The organism is Bacillus sp. BACIII (assembly GCF_057836745.1).
Map to the genome: position 1 here is coordinate 2,412,207 of NZ_CM174437.1, position 16,841 is coordinate 2,429,047.

15 protein-coding genes are annotated in these 16,841 nt (G+C 46.8%); 8 read left to right on the top strand and 7 right to left on the bottom strand.

Features of this window, described 5'->3' with window-relative positions:
- The first annotated feature begins 13 nt into the window (after window positions 1-13).
- Window positions 14-919 (top strand): alpha/beta fold hydrolase, encoded by a 906-nt coding sequence (locus ACXN9U_RS11640; protein ID WP_060963456.1) that lies wholly within the window; start codon window positions 14-16, stop codon window positions 917-919.
- Window positions 920-1,049: 130 nt separating this feature from the next.
- On the opposite strand, the gene ACXN9U_RS11645 is transcribed toward ACXN9U_RS11640, so the two are convergent.
- Complete coding sequence (locus ACXN9U_RS11645) at window positions 1,050-1,667, bottom strand: NUDIX hydrolase (protein ID WP_060963457.1); 618 nt, start codon at window positions 1,665-1,667, stop codon at window positions 1,050-1,052.
- A gap of 271 nt (window positions 1,668-1,938) precedes the next feature.
- Between ACXN9U_RS11645 and bltD the strand changes: the two genes are divergently transcribed.
- Both bltD and ACXN9U_RS11655 read left to right on the top strand, forming a co-directional pair.
- On the top strand, window positions 1,939-2,409 hold the full coding sequence (gene bltD / locus ACXN9U_RS11650; RefSeq protein ID WP_060963458.1) for a spermine/spermidine acetyltransferase: 471 nt from the start codon (window positions 1,939-1,941) through the stop codon (window positions 2,407-2,409).
- Between the two features lie 145 nt (window positions 2,410-2,554).
- Window positions 2,555-3,298 carry a sulfite exporter TauE/SafE family protein gene (locus ACXN9U_RS11655; RefSeq protein ID WP_060963459.1) on the top strand — a complete coding sequence of 248 codons (744 nt, stop codon included), beginning with the start codon at window positions 2,555-2,557 and terminating at the stop codon, window positions 3,296-3,298.
- A 40-nt stretch (window positions 3,299-3,338) separates the two neighbouring features.
- On the opposite strand, the gene ACXN9U_RS11660 is transcribed toward ACXN9U_RS11655, so the two are convergent.
- Complete coding sequence (locus tag ACXN9U_RS11660) at window positions 3,339-4,178, bottom strand: helix-turn-helix transcriptional regulator (RefSeq protein ID WP_060963460.1); 840 nt, start codon at window positions 4,176-4,178, stop codon at window positions 3,339-3,341.
- Window positions 4,179-4,286: 108 nt separating this feature from the next.
- Here ACXN9U_RS11660 and fabF point away from each other — a divergent pair, with 108 nt between their 5' ends.
- Window positions 4,287-5,522, top strand: coding sequence for a beta-ketoacyl-ACP synthase II (gene fabF / locus ACXN9U_RS11665; RefSeq protein ID WP_060963461.1), 1,236 nt, complete (start codon window positions 4,287-4,289; stop codon window positions 5,520-5,522).
- Window positions 5,523-5,549: 27 nt separating this feature from the next.
- Here fabF and ACXN9U_RS11670 read toward each other — a convergent pair whose 3' ends face one another.
- Window positions 5,550-6,761 carry a Bcr/CflA family efflux MFS transporter gene (locus ACXN9U_RS11670; protein ID WP_060963462.1) on the bottom strand — a complete coding sequence of 404 codons (1,212 nt, stop codon included), beginning with the start codon at window positions 6,759-6,761 and terminating at the stop codon, window positions 5,550-5,552.
- Between the two features lie 155 nt (window positions 6,762-6,916).
- Entirely contained in the window at window positions 6,917-8,029 is a 1,113-nt protein-coding gene (locus ACXN9U_RS11675; RefSeq protein ID WP_060963463.1) for a glycerol dehydrogenase, read from the bottom strand.
- Window positions 8,030-8,329: 300 nt separating this feature from the next.
- On the opposite strand from ACXN9U_RS11675, the gene ACXN9U_RS11680 reads away from it, so the two are divergent.
- The 4 genes from ACXN9U_RS11680 to ACXN9U_RS11695 all read left to right on the top strand — a co-directional run bounded on the left by ACXN9U_RS11680 (window position 8,330) and on the right by ACXN9U_RS11695 (window position 12,593).
- On the top strand, window positions 8,330-9,187 hold the full coding sequence (locus ACXN9U_RS11680) for a YitT family protein (protein WP_489201678.1): 858 nt from the start codon (window positions 8,330-8,332) through the stop codon (window positions 9,185-9,187).
- A gap of 112 nt (window positions 9,188-9,299) precedes the next feature.
- Entirely contained in the window at window positions 9,300-9,827 is a 528-nt protein-coding gene (locus ACXN9U_RS11685) for a GNAT family N-acetyltransferase (protein WP_060963465.1), read from the top strand.
- A gap of 276 nt (window positions 9,828-10,103) precedes the next feature.
- Window positions 10,104-11,732 (top strand): ribosomal protection-like ABC-F family protein, encoded by a 1,629-nt coding sequence (gene abc-f / locus ACXN9U_RS11690; RefSeq protein WP_060963466.1) that lies wholly within the window; start codon window positions 10,104-10,106, stop codon window positions 11,730-11,732.
- 138 nt (window positions 11,733-11,870) lie between these two features.
- Window positions 11,871-12,593 carry a gamma-glutamyl-gamma-aminobutyrate hydrolase family protein gene (locus ACXN9U_RS11695; RefSeq protein ID WP_489201679.1) on the top strand — a complete coding sequence of 241 codons (723 nt, stop codon included), beginning with the start codon at window positions 11,871-11,873 and terminating at the stop codon, window positions 12,591-12,593.
- Between the two features lie 33 nt (window positions 12,594-12,626).
- Here the strand turns inward: ACXN9U_RS11695 and ACXN9U_RS11700 are convergent, their stop codons facing one another.
- The 3 genes from ACXN9U_RS11700 to ACXN9U_RS11710 all read right to left on the bottom strand — a co-directional run bounded on the left by ACXN9U_RS11700 (window position 12,627) and on the right by ACXN9U_RS11710 (window position 16,724).
- Window positions 12,627-14,780, bottom strand: coding sequence for an MMPL family transporter (locus tag ACXN9U_RS11700; RefSeq protein WP_489201680.1), 2,154 nt, complete (start codon window positions 14,778-14,780; stop codon window positions 12,627-12,629).
- Window positions 14,781-14,878: 98 nt separating this feature from the next.
- On the bottom strand, window positions 14,879-15,514 hold the full coding sequence (ydfI, locus tag ACXN9U_RS11705; protein WP_047478290.1) for a two-component system response regulator YdfI: 636 nt from the start codon (window positions 15,512-15,514) through the stop codon (window positions 14,879-14,881).
- A complete protein-coding gene (locus ACXN9U_RS11710; RefSeq protein WP_489201681.1) occupies window positions 15,507-16,724 on the bottom strand; it encodes a sensor histidine kinase in 1,218 nt (405 codons plus the stop codon). The genes ydfI and ACXN9U_RS11710 overlap by 8 nt, the downstream gene beginning before the upstream one ends.
- Window positions 16,725-16,841 lie beyond the last annotated feature (117 nt).

Here is a 16,841-nt window from a genome sequence, read left to right on the forward strand (position 1 = left end):
AAGGAGAGAGAAAATGGATTCTTTTCGTGAACAATTTGAAAAGCATGTGACCCATGATTCAATTGAGGTAAATGGCATCCGCCTTCATTACGTCTTTGCGGGAAAGGAGGATGCTCCCCCCGTCATTCTCCTGCACGGCTTTCCGCAAAGCTGGGTGACGTGGCGTTATGTGATTCCGACGCTTGCCGCTTCTCATAGAGTCATCGCTATTGATCTGAGGGGCTACGGCGATTCTGAAAAGCCGGGCGGCATAAACGGCTATGATAACAAAACAATGGCAAGCGATATACAAGGTCTGATGCGCCGCCTGCATATACAAAAAGCGTTAATTGCCGGGCATGACAGAGGCGCCAGGGTCGCAAGGCGGCTCGCTTTAGATGCTCCGGAGCTGGCGGCAGGCCTTGTGCTCATTGACATTATGCCGACTGAATACGTCTATGATTCTCTGACGGCAGCGGAAGCGGCAAAAAAATACTGGCACTGGACATTTCAAGTCGTTCCCCATCTGCCGGAAGAATTAATAAGAGGAAAAGAAGAGGAATATCTTAGATTTTTATTAAGCAGAGGTGACGGGCTTTTTGACCTGCTGACATCAGACGGCGCCTGGGACCGGTACTTAGCCGCCTGGAAGCAGCCCGGCGCTGTCCAAGCTGCGCTTAATGACTACAGAGCCGCTTATCACATTGATTTACCGAGATATCGTTCAGAAAAGGAATCACAGAAAAAACTGGATGTTCCCACGCTTTTGCTGTGGGGAGAAAAAGGGAACTTAGCCGGCCTTCCCGTGCTTGACACATGGAGAGAATCAATTCGTGAAGTCAGCGGATTTGAGGTAAAAGGCTGCGGCCATTACGTCCCCGAGGAAAAACCGACAGAAGCTGCCCGCAGAATTATCGATTTTTCAAAAACGGTTTTTTAAGGGGCGCACCACACCGAAACAGGCAGACTCTTAAAACCCGGCCTGATGATTTACCATCTCTATCACAGGCCGGATCATTCATAAGTGAAATGGTTCTGAATCAGTTCCTCTCTTTTTCCTGCTTGCTGCCTTAATCAAAATAAACGGGTTCGTCCGGATGTTTGAGATATGCAAACATCCTTTCAATCTGACTTTCCGTATTGCGGGCTTCTGACAGCGGCGGCAGCTCCGTTTCTGCAAAAAAAGCGGCCGCGCTTGTTTCCGTTCCCTCCCTGAGCTGTCCGCCGATGATCTCACATTTGATAAACACTTTGTAAACGTGGGCGGCGGACGGCGGATGGGAATGGCATTTCTTATCCATTACAGCTAACAGTTTGACCGGCTTTACGTCGATGCCCGATTCCTCTTTTACTTCTTTGACAGCTGCTTCGCCCGGAGAGATCCCGATATCGGCCCACCCGCCCGGCAGCGCCCATCTGCCATCGCTTTTCTCTTGCACCATTAATATGCTCTGATCTTTAAAAACTGCCGCTCTGACATCAACTTTCGGAGTGGGGTACCCGCTGTCCCCTGCGAAGACGTCTTGTATGATCTCTTTGCCGGCCCCGGTATGATGCGCCATGATATCCACGCTTATTTTTCTTATTTCTTCAAATCTCTCAATATCATATATGTCTTTGGAATAAGCCAGCCCCGCTTGCGCCGCGGATTGAAGCTGTTTTGCCCATTCAAGCCATTTTGGCTCCATTTTCAATCACCCGCCGATCTTTATGTTTTCATGAATACAGAAAATGCTGCCGGTTCATTAAACCCCAGTTTTTCCGCCAATGGGACTGGGGCCGGTTCTCCCCCTGGCGGAGAAAGCAGATGAAACAGGATTTGTTTTTTTACATGAATTCAACGGTTATGAAGTATTTTTTGACGTCTTCGCTCATAATACCTCCTTGACGATATGGCAACCATATCCTTTATGATGATCATTGGATGATCTTCAGAAAAAGGGAAGAGGAGTATGAAGGATGACAATTGAAATCAGAGCAGTCACGGAAGAAAACCGTGCCGATATACTGGCGCTTCATGTAAGTGAAAGACAGGCTTCATTTATTGAAACTGCGGAAGAGTGTTTACAAGATGCTGAGGATTGCCGGCATTATCAGCCGGCCGGCCTTTATGTTGACGGGGAGTTGGTCGGCTTTGCCATGTACGGCTGGTTTCCGGAATATGATGAAGAAAATAAAAACGGCAGAGTGTGGCTTGACCGTTTTTTCATTGATGAACGATACCAGGGACGGGGATTGGGCAGACTGATGCTTGATGCCCTTATCCATCATCTCGCTCAATTATATGATTGCAGACGGATTTATTTAAGCCTGTTTGAAGATAACGTGCACGCACTGCGCCTTTATCAAAAATTCGGCTTTAGATTCAATGGAGAGCTGGACTCAAACGGGGAAAAAGTGATGGTCAAAGAGCTGCTGAGCGCTGTATAAAAGCATTCCGGCTTCTTGCCAATACTTTAAATTTGAGGTAACATAAAGTTATTGAACGACGGTCGACGGACAACGGTCGATCGTTAAACATCTGGTACAGCGGATCGAAACATTGTCATCAGGCATCTAAATGGAGGAGAAGATTGTGCTTATTATACTCGTTATGTTTCTGCTCGGGATTATTCTCGGGTTTATCGGCGCGGGGGGAGCCGGTTTTGTCATTGCACTTTTAACTATACTTTTTCACGTACCGATTCACACGGCTTTGGGCACTTCCCTTGCCGGAATGGCTTTCACAAGTTTGTCTGGAGCTTTCAGCCACTACCGTGAAGGCAATATTCAGATGAAAATCGGTCTCATCGTCGGCGTTTTTGCGGCATTCGGTTCATTTTTCGGGGCCAGACTTACTTCTCTTATCCCCGCAGATTTGCTGCATTACTTGACGGCGGGCATGCTGTTTTTATCTGCTCTATTGATTTTAGTCCGGTTATTTATTTTAAAAGAAACACAAGAGGACACCGGACCGCAAAGCCATCTGAACATATGGGTGAAAGCCGTTGTTCTCGGTATTATCGCAGGAATCTTGTCCGGAACATTCGGCATCGGCTCTGCCCCTTTCATCCAAATCGGCTTAATGATTCTTTTGCGCTTATCCATCCGCCAGTCGGTCGGCACCACCATGCTAGTCATAATCCCGCTTGCAGTCGGCGGAGGTCTCGGTTATGTGACGGAAGGGTTTGTCGATTATATGCTGTTGGTCAAAGTGCTGATCGGAACGATGTGCGGCGCATATGTCGGAGCGAAATTCACCAATCTCGTGCCGAAAGTCATTCTGAAATCAGCCATCTTTTTAACACCGGCCATCGCCGGGCTGATGCTTTTATTTTAAACTGAAACGGAAGGCGGCGGCCTCCCGTTTTTTTCTGTTTTCACCTGTTTTCGAAAAGCTTTTTCAGCTTTGCTTCCGTTTCGGTATGATCTACCGGTGTATACACACTGCAGCGCAGGTCACTATTGCCCTGAACCTGAAAAGAAGTCAGATTAAAGACCATTTTTCCCGCCTTCGCGTGGCGGAACTCAATTAATACTTCGGGAGCCGAGCTGACTTCGCTCTCATTCCACAGCGTATGAAACTCTGAATATGTCTTCTCCATTTCCTCTATAAACTGAGAATACCACGTATCCGCTACATACTGGCCGTAATACGTTCTGAAAATGGCAATGAAGCCTTTCACAAAATGCTCCCAGTTCACGGCTAGACTTCTTAATTCTTTTCTTGAAAACAATAGCTCAATGAGATTCCGTTTTTCGGGGGGAATTTGTTCAAAATCTAAAAACACGTGAGCCGCTGCCTGGTTCCACCCTACGATATGACACCGCCTGTCCGAGATGATGGTGGGACAATAACGGAGCTCTTGCAGAATTTTTGAAAGGGACGGGCTGATAACCGCTTCTTCCTCCGCGGTAAACGGCTGTTTCACGCCCTCATCAATGGCAAGTGCGTACAAATAATTTCTTTCATCTTTATTCAGCTGCAGCGCATCGGAAACGGCGTCCAATACACCTGCCGACACTTTAATGTCTCTGCCCTGCTCCAGCCACGTATACCACGTGGTGCTTACGCCGGCTAATTGCGCGACCTCTTCTCTTCTGAGTCCCGGCGTTCTTCTCCGCGTGCCCGTCGGCAGGCCGGCCATCTGCGGAGAAATTTTGGCCCGCTGCATTTTTAAAAACTCTGAAAGAGCCTGCAATCTTCCTTCTGGTATCATACCGAATCTCTCCTCTCCTACCCTGGTATTTATTATACTAGGATAAACAACAACTTGTAATAGGATAATTGCGAGTTACAATAAATACATACCGAAGGAGGAATGACCATGAAAAGAGTTGTCATCACCGGAATGGGAGTGATTTCACCTCTCGGCAATGATGTAAATACATTTTGGAAACACCTGACGGAAGGAAAATCGGGAATTTCTCTCATAGATTCTTTTGATGTCTCCAGCTCGAAGACAAAAATAGCCGGCACCGTCCGCGATTTTGACGCAGAAGAAAGATGGGGCAGAAAAGAAGCGAGACGGCTTGACCGTTTCAGCCAGTTTGCTTTAGCGGCAGCGGAACAGGCGCTGGAAAGCTCCGGAATTCAGCTCGATCAGATTGACCGTGAACGCCTCGGCGTGTACGTCGGCTCCGGAATCGGCGGCATCACGACTTTGATTGACAATGTCCATACTTTAAATGAACGGGGAGCGCGAAAAGTAAGCCCGAGCCTTGTCCCCATGATGATCTCAAATGCGGCCGCCGCTCAAATCAGCATCAGATTAGGCGCGCTCGGCCCCTCACTTTCTCCGGTGACCGCGTGTTCCATCGGCAATACGTCGATCGGGGAAGCATTCAACGCCATTCGGAATGATGATGCGGATATCATGTTTGCCGGGGGCGCGGAGGCGGCGATTACCAATCTGTCACTGGCCAGCTTCGGCAATGCCCACGCCCTTTCAGCAAGAAACGAAGATCCCGAAGCGGCAAGCCGGCCGTTTGACGCGGATCGTGATGGATTTGTCATGAGTGAAGGCGCAGGCATCTTAGTATTAGAATCATTGGATAGCGCAATCAGCCGAAACGCCCCGATCCTCTGTGAGGTGCTCGGTTACGGCGCGAGCTCGGATGCCTATCATATGGTAGCCTCTCATCCGGAAGGAACGGGCGCTTACCTGGCGATGAAAAACGCTTTGAAGAAAGCGAACGTTTCAGCGGAAGACATTGATGTCGTAAGCGCTCATGCGACAAGCACAAAAGCCGGAGATCTCTCTGAAACGCTGGCCATCAAGACATTATTCGGGGAGCTTGCCTATGACATTCCGGTCACGGCAAACAAATCAATGCTCGGCCACATGCTTGGCGCGGCAGGCGGAGTTGAAGCCATCGCTTTGACAGAAAGCTTGAGACACGGCATCATCCCGCCGACGATCAATCTGCAAAACCCTGATTCGGCGTGTGATTTGGACTATGTATCAGACGGTCCGCGACATCAATCGTTAACGATCGGTCTTTCCAACTCATTCGGCTTTGGCGGGCATAATTCAGCGATCGTGCTCAAGACATATGAGTAACGGGAACAAAAAAAGGAGTGAATCATTTCACTCCTTTTTTGCTTTCTCCGGTTTAGTTGTTAAGGTGAAAAAAGCGATGGAACCGATAACGGATGTCGTAAACATAATCGCCCCCATCGGGACGGCCGTCGCTTCATTCATTCCCACAAGCGGCGACACGATGGAACCGAGAAGAAGCGGGAGCATGCCGAGCAGTGCGCTTGCGCTTCCCGCGCGGTGTCCCTGCTTTTCCATCGCCAATGTAAAGGTGCTTGTCAGCGTCATGCCGATCGTAATCATATAAATAAAAATTGAAATCACCAGTGCCGCCAGCGGCCCGTGAATGATCGTCATGACGAGCAGAACGGCAGTCGCCGTCATCGCTGTAATCACGCCGATTCTCAGCAGGCTTTTTTCATGAATGATTCCTCCGAAACGCCCGATGATAAAACTTCCGGAAATGATCGCCAGACCGTTAATGCCGAATAAAATACTGAATACCTGTGGCGATACTCCGTAAATATCCTGATACACAAAAGGCGTCCCGGAAACATACGCAAAGCTCCCGCCGTGAATAAAGCCGACCGTCAGCGCATAGCCGATAAATGACCGGTCTTTCAGCAGGCTTCCCATTGTCCGCACGGAATTTCCGACGGAACTCGGAATCCGCTTTTCCGGCGGCAGGGTTTCTGTCAGCTTGAGCGCAATAATGAGAACAAGCAAAAACCCGATAAAGGTTAAAAAGAGAAAAATCGTATGCCATGATGCAAACGGGAGCAGTAAAATCGCGCCTCCCGTCATCGGCGCCACCATCGGCGCGACGGCGGTAATGACCATCAGCAGCGAGAAAAATTTAGAAAGCTCTCTTCCCGTAAACACATCTCTGACGATCGCACGGGACAGAACAAGCCCCGCCGAGGCGGTGAAGCCTTGAAGAAAACGGGCAATCACTAATGTAGTAATGTTCGGTGCAAGCGCGCAAAACAGAGAAAACAAAGCAAATAAAAAAATACATAGTAATAACGGTTTTCTTCTTCCCTTCGCGTCACTTAACGGGCCGACAACAACCTGTCCGATTGTCAGTCCGATCAGACATGCGGTTAAACTCAGCTGGACAAGCGATGCGCGGGCGCTTAAATCTTCAGCGATTTCAGGGAAACTCGGCAGATACATATCTATATTCAGCGGCCCCAGTATCGCAAGCATGCCAAGAAGAAAAGCCAGCGCAAGCCGCTCCTTGCCGGTCGGATTATGCAGCATATCGTTCCCACCTTTCCTTTGTTAGTCTCTCAAAACATTTGTATATTGTATCATAATTTTTTCTTTATTTTTAAAAGTTTTCAAGCGGGGCAAGAAGACATAAAAAAACCAAGAGCCGTCACAGCCCCTGGTTTCAAATCGCGCGATGAAAATGTTTACGCATGCTTTTCTTTAAACGCTTTTGCGTATTGGTCGGCCGCTATGATAGCATCCGCCACGTCGTCAGCCGTCACATCAAAAGCGGCATGAATCGTTTCTTCCTCAATCGTCGCGGCTTCTGCCACTTTCATAATATCCTCTTTCGAAGCGTCTTTTAATTTGATGTCTTCAAGTGTGACAGGCAGTCCCAAGCTGATATAAAACGCGATATACCGCTCAATTTCTTCAAGCGAACGTTTTTCCAGCGCCAACTGAACGAGCGTGCCGAATGCCACTTTTTCACCATGGGTTAAGTGATGGATTTCTCCTTCAAGCGCCGTGAAGCCGTTGTGAATGGCATGCGCCGCAGCCAAGCCGCCGCTTTCAAATCCCAGTCCGCTCAGAAGTGTATTCGCTTCAACTACCGCTTCTAATGGAGGAGTGACGACTTTCGCTTTCACAGACTCATAGGCGAGACGGCCGTATTTGAACAGAACTTCCTCACATTTTTCCGCGATAGCTTCCCCGGCAATTGTGGGAATTCCGCCTGCCATCGTTTTTCCGCCGCTGGCGATGACACTGCGCGCCTCTATCCACGTCGCCATCGCATCGGCAATCCCTGATGCTAAAAAGCGCGGCGGAGCTTCTGCGACGATTTTCGTATCGACCAGAACCAGATCGGGATTTTTATGATAGAAACGATAATTTTCAAACGCGCCTTGTTCAGAATACACGACAGACAGCCCGCTTGTCGGGGCATCCGTCGAAGCGGCCGTCGGCACGATAACGGTGTAGCCGTTTATTTCATCTGATACCGCTTTGGCCGTATCAAGCGTTTTACCGCCGCCGACTCCGATTACAATGGACGCGCCCGCTTTCTCTGCGATGCCCGCAATTCTTTTCATTTCTTCCTGGGAGGCTTCCCCGTTGAAAACCGCCTCTTCAGCCGAAATACTGCTTTTCTTTAATTCAGCCGTCACTTTGTGACCCGCGATATCCCATACGGTTTTGTCCGCAATGACGATGGCTTTTTCACCAACGCCCTCAAGGTGTCCGCCGATCGTTTCAATTGCGTTTTTTCCCTGCACATATTTAGCCGGACTGATAAAAATTCGTTCCAATGTTCTCATCCCTTCTTTGTTGCTTTATTCTATTTCTCTAATCAATAGTTTAGAAATAAAAGCTCTTCTGATATAATTCCTTGTTTTTATTTCATTCAAACCTCATAAATACAATAGAAAATTCAATTTTTACATCATTGACAAGATGTGAAGGTGTCTATATAATCTTCGATATTGAAGCTGATCATTCTTTATTGGATGAACAAACGAGATTGCGAATGATTCGTCTTAAAAATTATTTAGTTCTGCTGGATAATTTTTGAGGCGTTTTTGTTTTGTATATATTTTGACTGCGGAGGAGGTTTGCACATGAAGAATATTTGCAAGGATATACTGATGATTATGGCCGGAGCCTTTCTTATCGCGGCATCCGTGGAATTTTTCGTCATCCCGAATCATCTGGGGGACGGCAGCACCGTGGGAATCGCTCTCGTTTTATATTATCTTTTCCATATACCTGCAAGCATTACAACTCTGGTTGTAAATTTGATTTTTATCGGGCTGGCTTATAAATTTTTAACGAAAAAGACAATTTTATATACGATACTCGGCACGGGAATGACTTCTGCTTTTCTCAGTATCGTCAGCTTTATTCCATTCGGCGTGCACGACATGGTGCTCGGAATTGTATTCGGCGCTCTGCTGATGGGAGCGGGGCTGGCATTGATCTTTATCGCTGACGGATCTACCGGCGGAACCACGCTTTTGGCGTATTTATTGAACTACACAAAGGGCTTTAATATCTCCAAAAGCATGTTTTATATGGATTGCGTCATTATTTTCGCGTCCGTTCTAGCGATCGGCATCAATCATATGCTGTATACGTTTATATTCGTTTATCTGTGTGCCAAAATCGTCGATATTGTCATTGAAGGTTTCCATAATAAAAAAGCTCTCACCATTATGTCTGACCAATACGAAGAGATCGCCAAAGCCATCACGTCCGAATACGGCAACGCGGCGACGATTTTTTACGGATACGGGTATTACGGAAGCAAAGACAAGCGTATTATCTATGTCGTCATTAAAAAGAACGAATTGCTGAAAATCAAAAAACATGTTCAAAAAATTGATCCGAAATCATTTATCGTTATTCATGAAGTAAAAGAAGCTGTCGGAGGGCAATTCGGCTTTACTAACCTGCCTGCCGCCGCGAATGAGAAATAACCGCCTGCAGTGTACAGCTGCAGGCTTTTTATATCGCCCTTCCCCGCTCAAAGGTTTTTGCATCTTTTCGATCGAAGTATAGGATGAAACCTTTTTGATGGGAGAATGTAAAATGAAGATCAAAACCGACAGGCTCGTGATCCGGACATTTGAACGGGAAGATTGGCAAGACGTTTATGAGTACACGTCAAATCCGGAGGTCATGAAGTATATACCGGAGGGCGTCTTTTCCGAAGAAGACGCCCAGAAATTCGTTATTGAAAACAGCGGTGAACGTGCTGAAAAGTATCCCGTTTTATTGAAGGATGAAAAAACGGTCATTGGCCACATTGCTTTTTTTCAGTATTTTGGCGACCATACGTATGAAATCGGATGGGTGTTTCACCCGGAATATCAGGGCAAAGGATATGCTTCAGAGGCTGCACGCGCCGTGCTGGCATTCGGGTTTAACGAGATGAAATTGCATCGGATCATTGCGACATGCCAGCCGGAAAATACGGCTTCGCACCGGGTGATGGAAAAGATCGGAATGAGACGGGAAGGCTTTTTTAAAAAATGCATCCCCCATGAAAATGACTGGTGGGATGAATATTATTACGCCGTGTTAGAAGAAGAGCGGGAAGCCTCGAATCTGGAATAAAAAGGCGAATACCCTTTGCTCTTACAAGTAAGTGTGTGCTACACTGTTTGTAACAAATACGAAGGGACGATGGGTGGACAATGATTAACTAATCTTATTTTGACCGTTTGAAATCAAATATTTCAAATCAGAAAAAATAGGATTAGTCTGCCCATTTTCTATACGATACGAAAGCTATGTGAAAATAGCTTATTTGATCATGTACAGGTACGGCTAATCCTTCCAAATCAATTGGGAGGATTTTTTTGTCCTCCCTTTAAAGCGAGGGATTGACATATGAAAGAAATATTAAAATTAAGCGGCGTCAGTTATGAAATCAATAGTGTGCCCCTTTTTGAACAGATCAGCGCAAGCGTTCAGCAGGGCGACATCATCGGCGTTATCGGCAAAAACGGCGCCGGTAAATCTTTATTGCTGCAATTGATCTGTAATAAAACAGCGCCGTCACAAGGACAGATTCAGATGCTGCAAGATATGAACATATATATGGTGGAACAAGAAACGGAAGCTTATGATTCCGGCCACCCGGAGCCTGCGGAAGCAGCCCTGTTAGAAAAATGGAACGTGCCCGCCCGCGCCTTTTCACAATTAAGCGGCGGAGAAAAACTGAAAGCCCGGCTTGCCAAAGGATTCTCTTTTTCGAGCGGTCTTTTGTTATTAGATGAACCGACGAACCACCTCGATCAGCAAAGTTTAGACCTATTGCAAAAACAGATCAAGAACTATAAAGGCACCATTATTTTCGTCTCACATGACCGTGCATTTTTGGATGCGGCGGCGACAAAAATCTGGTCGATCGAAGGAAAGAAACTCATTGAACATAAAGGGAATTATTCAAGCTATATGGAGGTCCGCAAACAGAGAAGACTGACACAGCAGCGGGAATATGAAAATCAGCAGAATATGATCAGACGGATTGAAGCTCAAATGAACGAGCTGAGCGCCTGGTCAGCAAAAGCCCATGCCCAGTCAACGAAAATAGAAGGCTTTAAAGAATACCATCGCGTAAAAGCAAAGCGTACGGACGCCCAGATTAAATCAAAACGGAAGCGTCTTGAAAAAGAGCTTGAAAAAGCGAAAGCAGAACCGGTTGAAGCGGAGTATGAAGTCCGTTTTTCCATTGAGCACCGCAAAAAAGCTGGAAAGCGTTTTTTAGAAGTGAGTGATATCACAAAATCGTATGACGGCCGAACGCTGTTCAAAAACGTGAATTTCACTGTGATGCACGGCGAAAAGATTGCCATTACAGGCCCGAACGGGAGCGGGAAAACAACATTATTGAAGGTCATCCTCGGTGAGGAAAAAGCGCAGGGAAGCATATGGATATCTCCGTCTGCAAACTTCGGATATTTAACGCAGGAAGTATTCGACCTCCCGCTTGATAAAACCCCCGAACAGCTATTTTACAAAGAAACGTTCGAAGCAAGGGGAAATGTTCAATCTCTCATGAAGCATTTAGGATTTACCGCAGCGCAATGGACGGAACCCATCGGCAAGATGAGCATGGGAGAGCGGGTCAAATGCAAGCTGATGGCGTTTATTCTGGAGGAGAAAGATGTGCTGATTCTGGATGAACCGACAAACCACCTTGACCTGCCGTCACGCGAGCAGCTTGAAGACACATTGGCTCAATACGACGGTACGCTCATCATCGTATCGCATGATCGCTACTTTCTCGAAAAGACGACAGACATCCGGCTTGATATCACGAACGGCAGCATCCAAAAACAATGGAAAGAATCCCCCGCCGCCAGAGATGATATTGAAGAGCTGCGGTTAAAGCTTGAAACCGAACGGCAGGAAGTCCTCGGAAAGCTCAGCTTCATGACTCCAGCTGATAAACAATATCGTGAGCTTGACCAAACATTCAAAGAGCTGACGGAAGAGATCAAAAAATTGAAATGAGTGTAAAAACCCGTGATTGTCACGGGTTTTGTTTTAGAAAGCTTACGTATAAAGAGAATAATTTCAATCTGATTTGTACAACCTACGTTCAGATTTGTTATGAACAGGCACAGAAAGAAAGGTTCAGGTGAACGAAGAATGGCCAAACGCATTGGTATTACGGGAAATATTATGGCTGATCAATCCGGTCCTTTTCCGGGTTATAATCGGGCATATGTCAATAATGATTATATTCAGTCTGTTTCTGAGGCCGGCGGTGTGCCGTTTATATTGCCGGTGATTCAAGAGACGGCGCTTTTAAAGGAACAGGTCTCTCATGTTGACGGGATCATTCTGTCCGGCGGCCAGGATATAGACCCGCTGATGTACGGTGAGGAACCTTTACAGGCTTTAAGAAAGACCTTTCCTGACCGGGACGCCTACGAGAAGGAGGTGATCCAAACGGCGGTTGCTTTAGAGAAGCCGATACTGGCAATCTGCCGGGGGATGCATATGTTAAACGTCACTTTCGGGGGCACTTTATATCAGGATCTGACACATGCTTCGTTTGCTGAAATCAAGCATGATCAAGAAAAAGATCCCCCGTTAAGAACCCATCATGTTTCTTTTGAAAAAGGAACCCGGCTTCATTCCTTGTTTGGCGATTCAACGCGGGTGAACTCGTTCCATCACCAAATCATAAAAGAGACAGCGCCATCGTTTAAGGCCGCGGCTTATGCAAAAGATGGGGCCATTGAAGCGATTGAACGGACGGGTGAATTATTTGTCGTCGGTGTGCAATGGCATCCTGAAATGCTGACAAAAAAACATGAAGACATGAAAAAGCTTTTTTCTCTTTTCATGGATGCGGTCAGCACATAAAAAAAGCAGATCATCATGATCTGCTTTTTCATTTTATTCTTCCGGTTTCTCCGGCGTTGTGTCCTGTGTCAGCTTATGGCCTTCGATATCCACGTTCGGAATGATCTTATCCAGCCGCTTCGGCAAGTACCAGGCCGCATGTCCCATCAGCTTCATGACACTCGGAATGATGGTCATTCTTACAAAGAACGCATCGAAAAGAACACCGAATGTCATTGCCAATCCCATGGATTTGATCATAGAGTCCCCCGCGAAGATAAATCCCGCAAAGACGAAAATCATAATCAGTCCCGCCGCTGTTACGACAGGCCCGCTATGCTTCAATCCGGCATGGATGGCTTGTACCGGATGTTTTGTTTTGACATATTCTTCTCTCATTCTGCTGACAAGGAATACTTGATAATCCATCGCAAGCCCGAAAAGAATACCGATCGCCAAAATAGGCAGGAAGGCGAGAATCGGGCCTTTTTCCGGAATGCTCAGCAAGCCGGTGAAATTCCCATCCTGCAGGACGAATACCGATAATCCGAGTGTAGCGGTCATCGTCAGCAAAAAGCCAAGAACGGCAACCAGCGGCACGAGAAGAGAACGGAAAACAACGGTCAGCAATACAAACGCAAACCCCACAATGAGAATGGCGAATTCCGGAATCGCATCGTTTAACCGGTCTGAAATATCAATGTTCACCGCGGTTGATCCGGTGACGAGCAGGCGGATACCGTGTTTGTCTGATAGTTTCCGTATATCCTGCACTAACTCTTTCGTTGCCTTATCGTTCGGCCCGGTTTCAGGCACTGCCGTAATAATGGCATAGTCCCCTTTTTCGTTCGGCATGGCAGGGGTGACGCTCGCCACATTATGCAAGTCCTTCATTTCATTCACGGCGTCTTGGAATGCTTCATTTTTATTGCCCTTGACATCTTTTGCATCGGCAACAATTGTCAGCTTGCCGTTAAAGCCTTCGCCGAATCCTTTAGACAAAAGATCATAGGCGCGGCGATCCGGACTGTCTTTCGCTTTCATTCCCGCATCAGGCAGCCCCAGCTCTAAATGCATGGCCGGCAGACTGATGACGGCTAAGAGAATAATACTGAAAATGCTTAACAGAATAGGCCTCTTTGTCATGAAGCGCCCCCAGGCATTCGTGTCGGCGCTTTTCTTTTCTTTCTTCTTATTTGATTTCGGAATCATCCGTTTTCCTGCGACCGATAACACTGCGGGCACCAGCGTAACAGAAGCCAATACAGCCATCAGCACACTGAGTGCCGCAGTCAGCCCCATCGCAGACATGAACGGAATGCCGACAACAGTTAATCCGCAAAGCGCCACGATCACAGTCAGTCCGGCAAAAACGACGGCGCTGCCAGCCGTTCCCGCAGCTTTAGCGATCGATTCATTTTTTTGTACACCTTCGCCCAAAAACTGACGATGCTTCGTAAAGATAAACAGCGCATAATCAATCCCGACGGCCAGTCCGATCATTCCGGATAATGAGAGACTGACTGAGGCTATCGTAAAGAACTGTGTCCCAATTAACGTCAGCACGACGCTTACGCCTAACCCAATCAGGGCCGTGACAATCGGCAGTCCCGCTATGACTAATGAACCAAACGTAATAGCCAGTACGACGAATGCCAGCACAATGCCGATAATTTCTGATACACCGCCGACTTCAACACCGGCCCCCGGCACATCACCGCTGAGCTCCGTCTGCAGGCCCTTGTCTCCTGCGGCAGACAGACTGTGTTTAATATGTGAAACAGACGCGGCCGAAATGTCATCCGCCGCTTTTTTGTACGTAATATCGGCATATGCTACTGACCCGTCTTTAGAAATGGTTCCTGTCTCAAAAGGACTTGCAATTGAAGCGACTGAATGATCTGTTTTGATCTTCTTTAAAGTATCTTCGATCGCTTGTTTTTCCGATTTTGAAGTCAGTTTTTTCCCATCTTCAGCTCCGAAAATAACCCGTATGCTTCCTTTATCAGGACCTTTTGAAAATTCTTTTTGAATGATATCCATTGCCTTTTCGGAAGGTGTGTCGGGTATTGACATATCCTCAGAAAAAGCAGGCTTTAACGAGATGGCGATCACAGCCGAAGCGATCAGTATCACAAGCCACGCACTGATCATTTTTAATCGGTTGCGGGCAGACCATCCCCCTAATTTATATAAAAATCCAGACATCGAATACTCCTCTCCAATCATTACTTTCTGCCTAATTGTAGTTCACATTCACATAAAAAAAACGTACATAGGGGCATGTACGTTTGGGCAGTTTTTCATTATATGTTCAGTTTCAAAATGCCTTTTTGCATGGCAATGGTGACGGCTTCTGTCCGCGAATCCGCTCCTAATTTGTTATAAATCGATGTTAATCTTGCTTTTACCGTCCGCTCAGAGATTCCTAAATCAAAGGCGATCGCTTTGCTTTTATGCCCTTTCGCAACGGCTTCCAGAACTGTGATTTCCTTTTCCGTCAGCTGTGTTTCATTGGCATTTGCCCGTTCCATTTTCATTTTCCGGAAACGCTGCAAGATGTCCGGCTGCAGAAGCACTTCTCCCCTGACTGCCGCATCCATCGTATGAAATAAGGTTTCTGAGCTTGTGTCTTTCAGCAGATAACCGTTCGCGCCTGATTCGATGCCTTCTATCATCAGATGATCTTCATTATAAGTCGTCAAAATAATGATCGGCACATCAGAATGCTCTTTTATCTGCTTAATGGCTTCCAGCCCGCTCATTTCCGGCATGTACAGATCCATGAGAATGACATCGGGCTTTAGTTCCTCTGCGAGGCGGACGGCGGTTTTCCCGTTTTCCGCTTCTCCCGTTATGGTGTAATGGTCATTTGTTTCTATCAAAAGCTTCAGACCTTCTCTGACGACAAGATGGTCATCTGCTATTAACACTTTATACATGTTCCGCCTCTCCTTGAATTGGTATGATGATCTCAATTTGAGTTCCCGCTGATCTGGCGCTTGTTATACGGCAGGTGCCGTTCATCATATTGACACGTTCTTGTATCCCAAGCAGCCCGTAATGTCCGCTTTTTCTTATTTCTGTTCCGGCATCAAAGCCTTTCCCGTCATCTTTGACGGTTATGCGGATCTGTCCCTCTTCTTCCCGAACGGATACCCAAACGTTATCTGCTTCCGCATGCTTGGCGGCGTTTGTCAGGCCTTCTCCAATCATATAATGGCAGTTCTCCGCCATATGAACGTCAAGCACATGATGCACGCTGTACTCTAGAAAACAAGACAGCCCGGAGGCTTCTGTAAAATGGTTGATTTGTTCAGTGATGCTTTCTTCTAAAAATCCGATCTCTTCTGATTTGCTGCGAAGGTTATCAATGGCCGAGCGCGCATCAGCCAATGTGCCCTTCACTCTTTTCATTGACTGGCTGATGATGTCTTTCGCTCTGTCAGTGTTATCTTTCGAAAGATGAACTTGCACCGCTTCAAGCTGCATATGCAAGCTGACCAATCCTTGGGCAAGCGTATCGTGCAAGTCTCTCGCCATCCGCTGCCTTTCGTTTTGAAGCGTCAGCTGTTTCACTTGCCGGTGAGCGAGCTCTAATTTTTCAAGCGTCATCTGTGTTTTTATTTTTTCATCAACTTGCGCGAAAAACGTTGCCGCATACGTGATAATCACAATCATAATGGGAGCGGCGATAACGATGAAACGAAGCAGATGATGCGGATGCTCCTCGTGCAAGGCTGTTATGGACATTAAAATGAAAAGATAGAGTATGAGCAGCGTTTTGCCCTTATCCGTCATTCCGATAATCTGCCCGATTAAAAAGGCATAGAGACCGACGACCACCGCGATATAGCCGCCGGCCATCAAGTTAGCCGCTGTATATATGATGAATCCCTGTATGATGAAATAAAGAAATGTTTTTCTCTTGACCCAGCGATAGGAATGCCAGTGCAGCACGGCAAAAGTGACGATCAATATCGTAAATAACAGCAGCAAAAAAAACGTCCAGCTTTCATAAATGTACTGCAAAGAGACTGATGCGGCATATACCATAAAAATAAACGCCAGACCGGGCACCCGAAACGCGAGCATATGCAATGAGCGTCTGTCACGGGAGAAATAGTCTTCTTGATGTTTTGTACCAAACAATCTCTGTCCACTTCCTTTTAGCCGACCGGCCTTACTAGGATTTATTCTATTTGTCATCATACCATAAGTGCCTGCTTCTCACCTTCCCCTTCTGTCCTGCATGACGGGTGAAAGAAA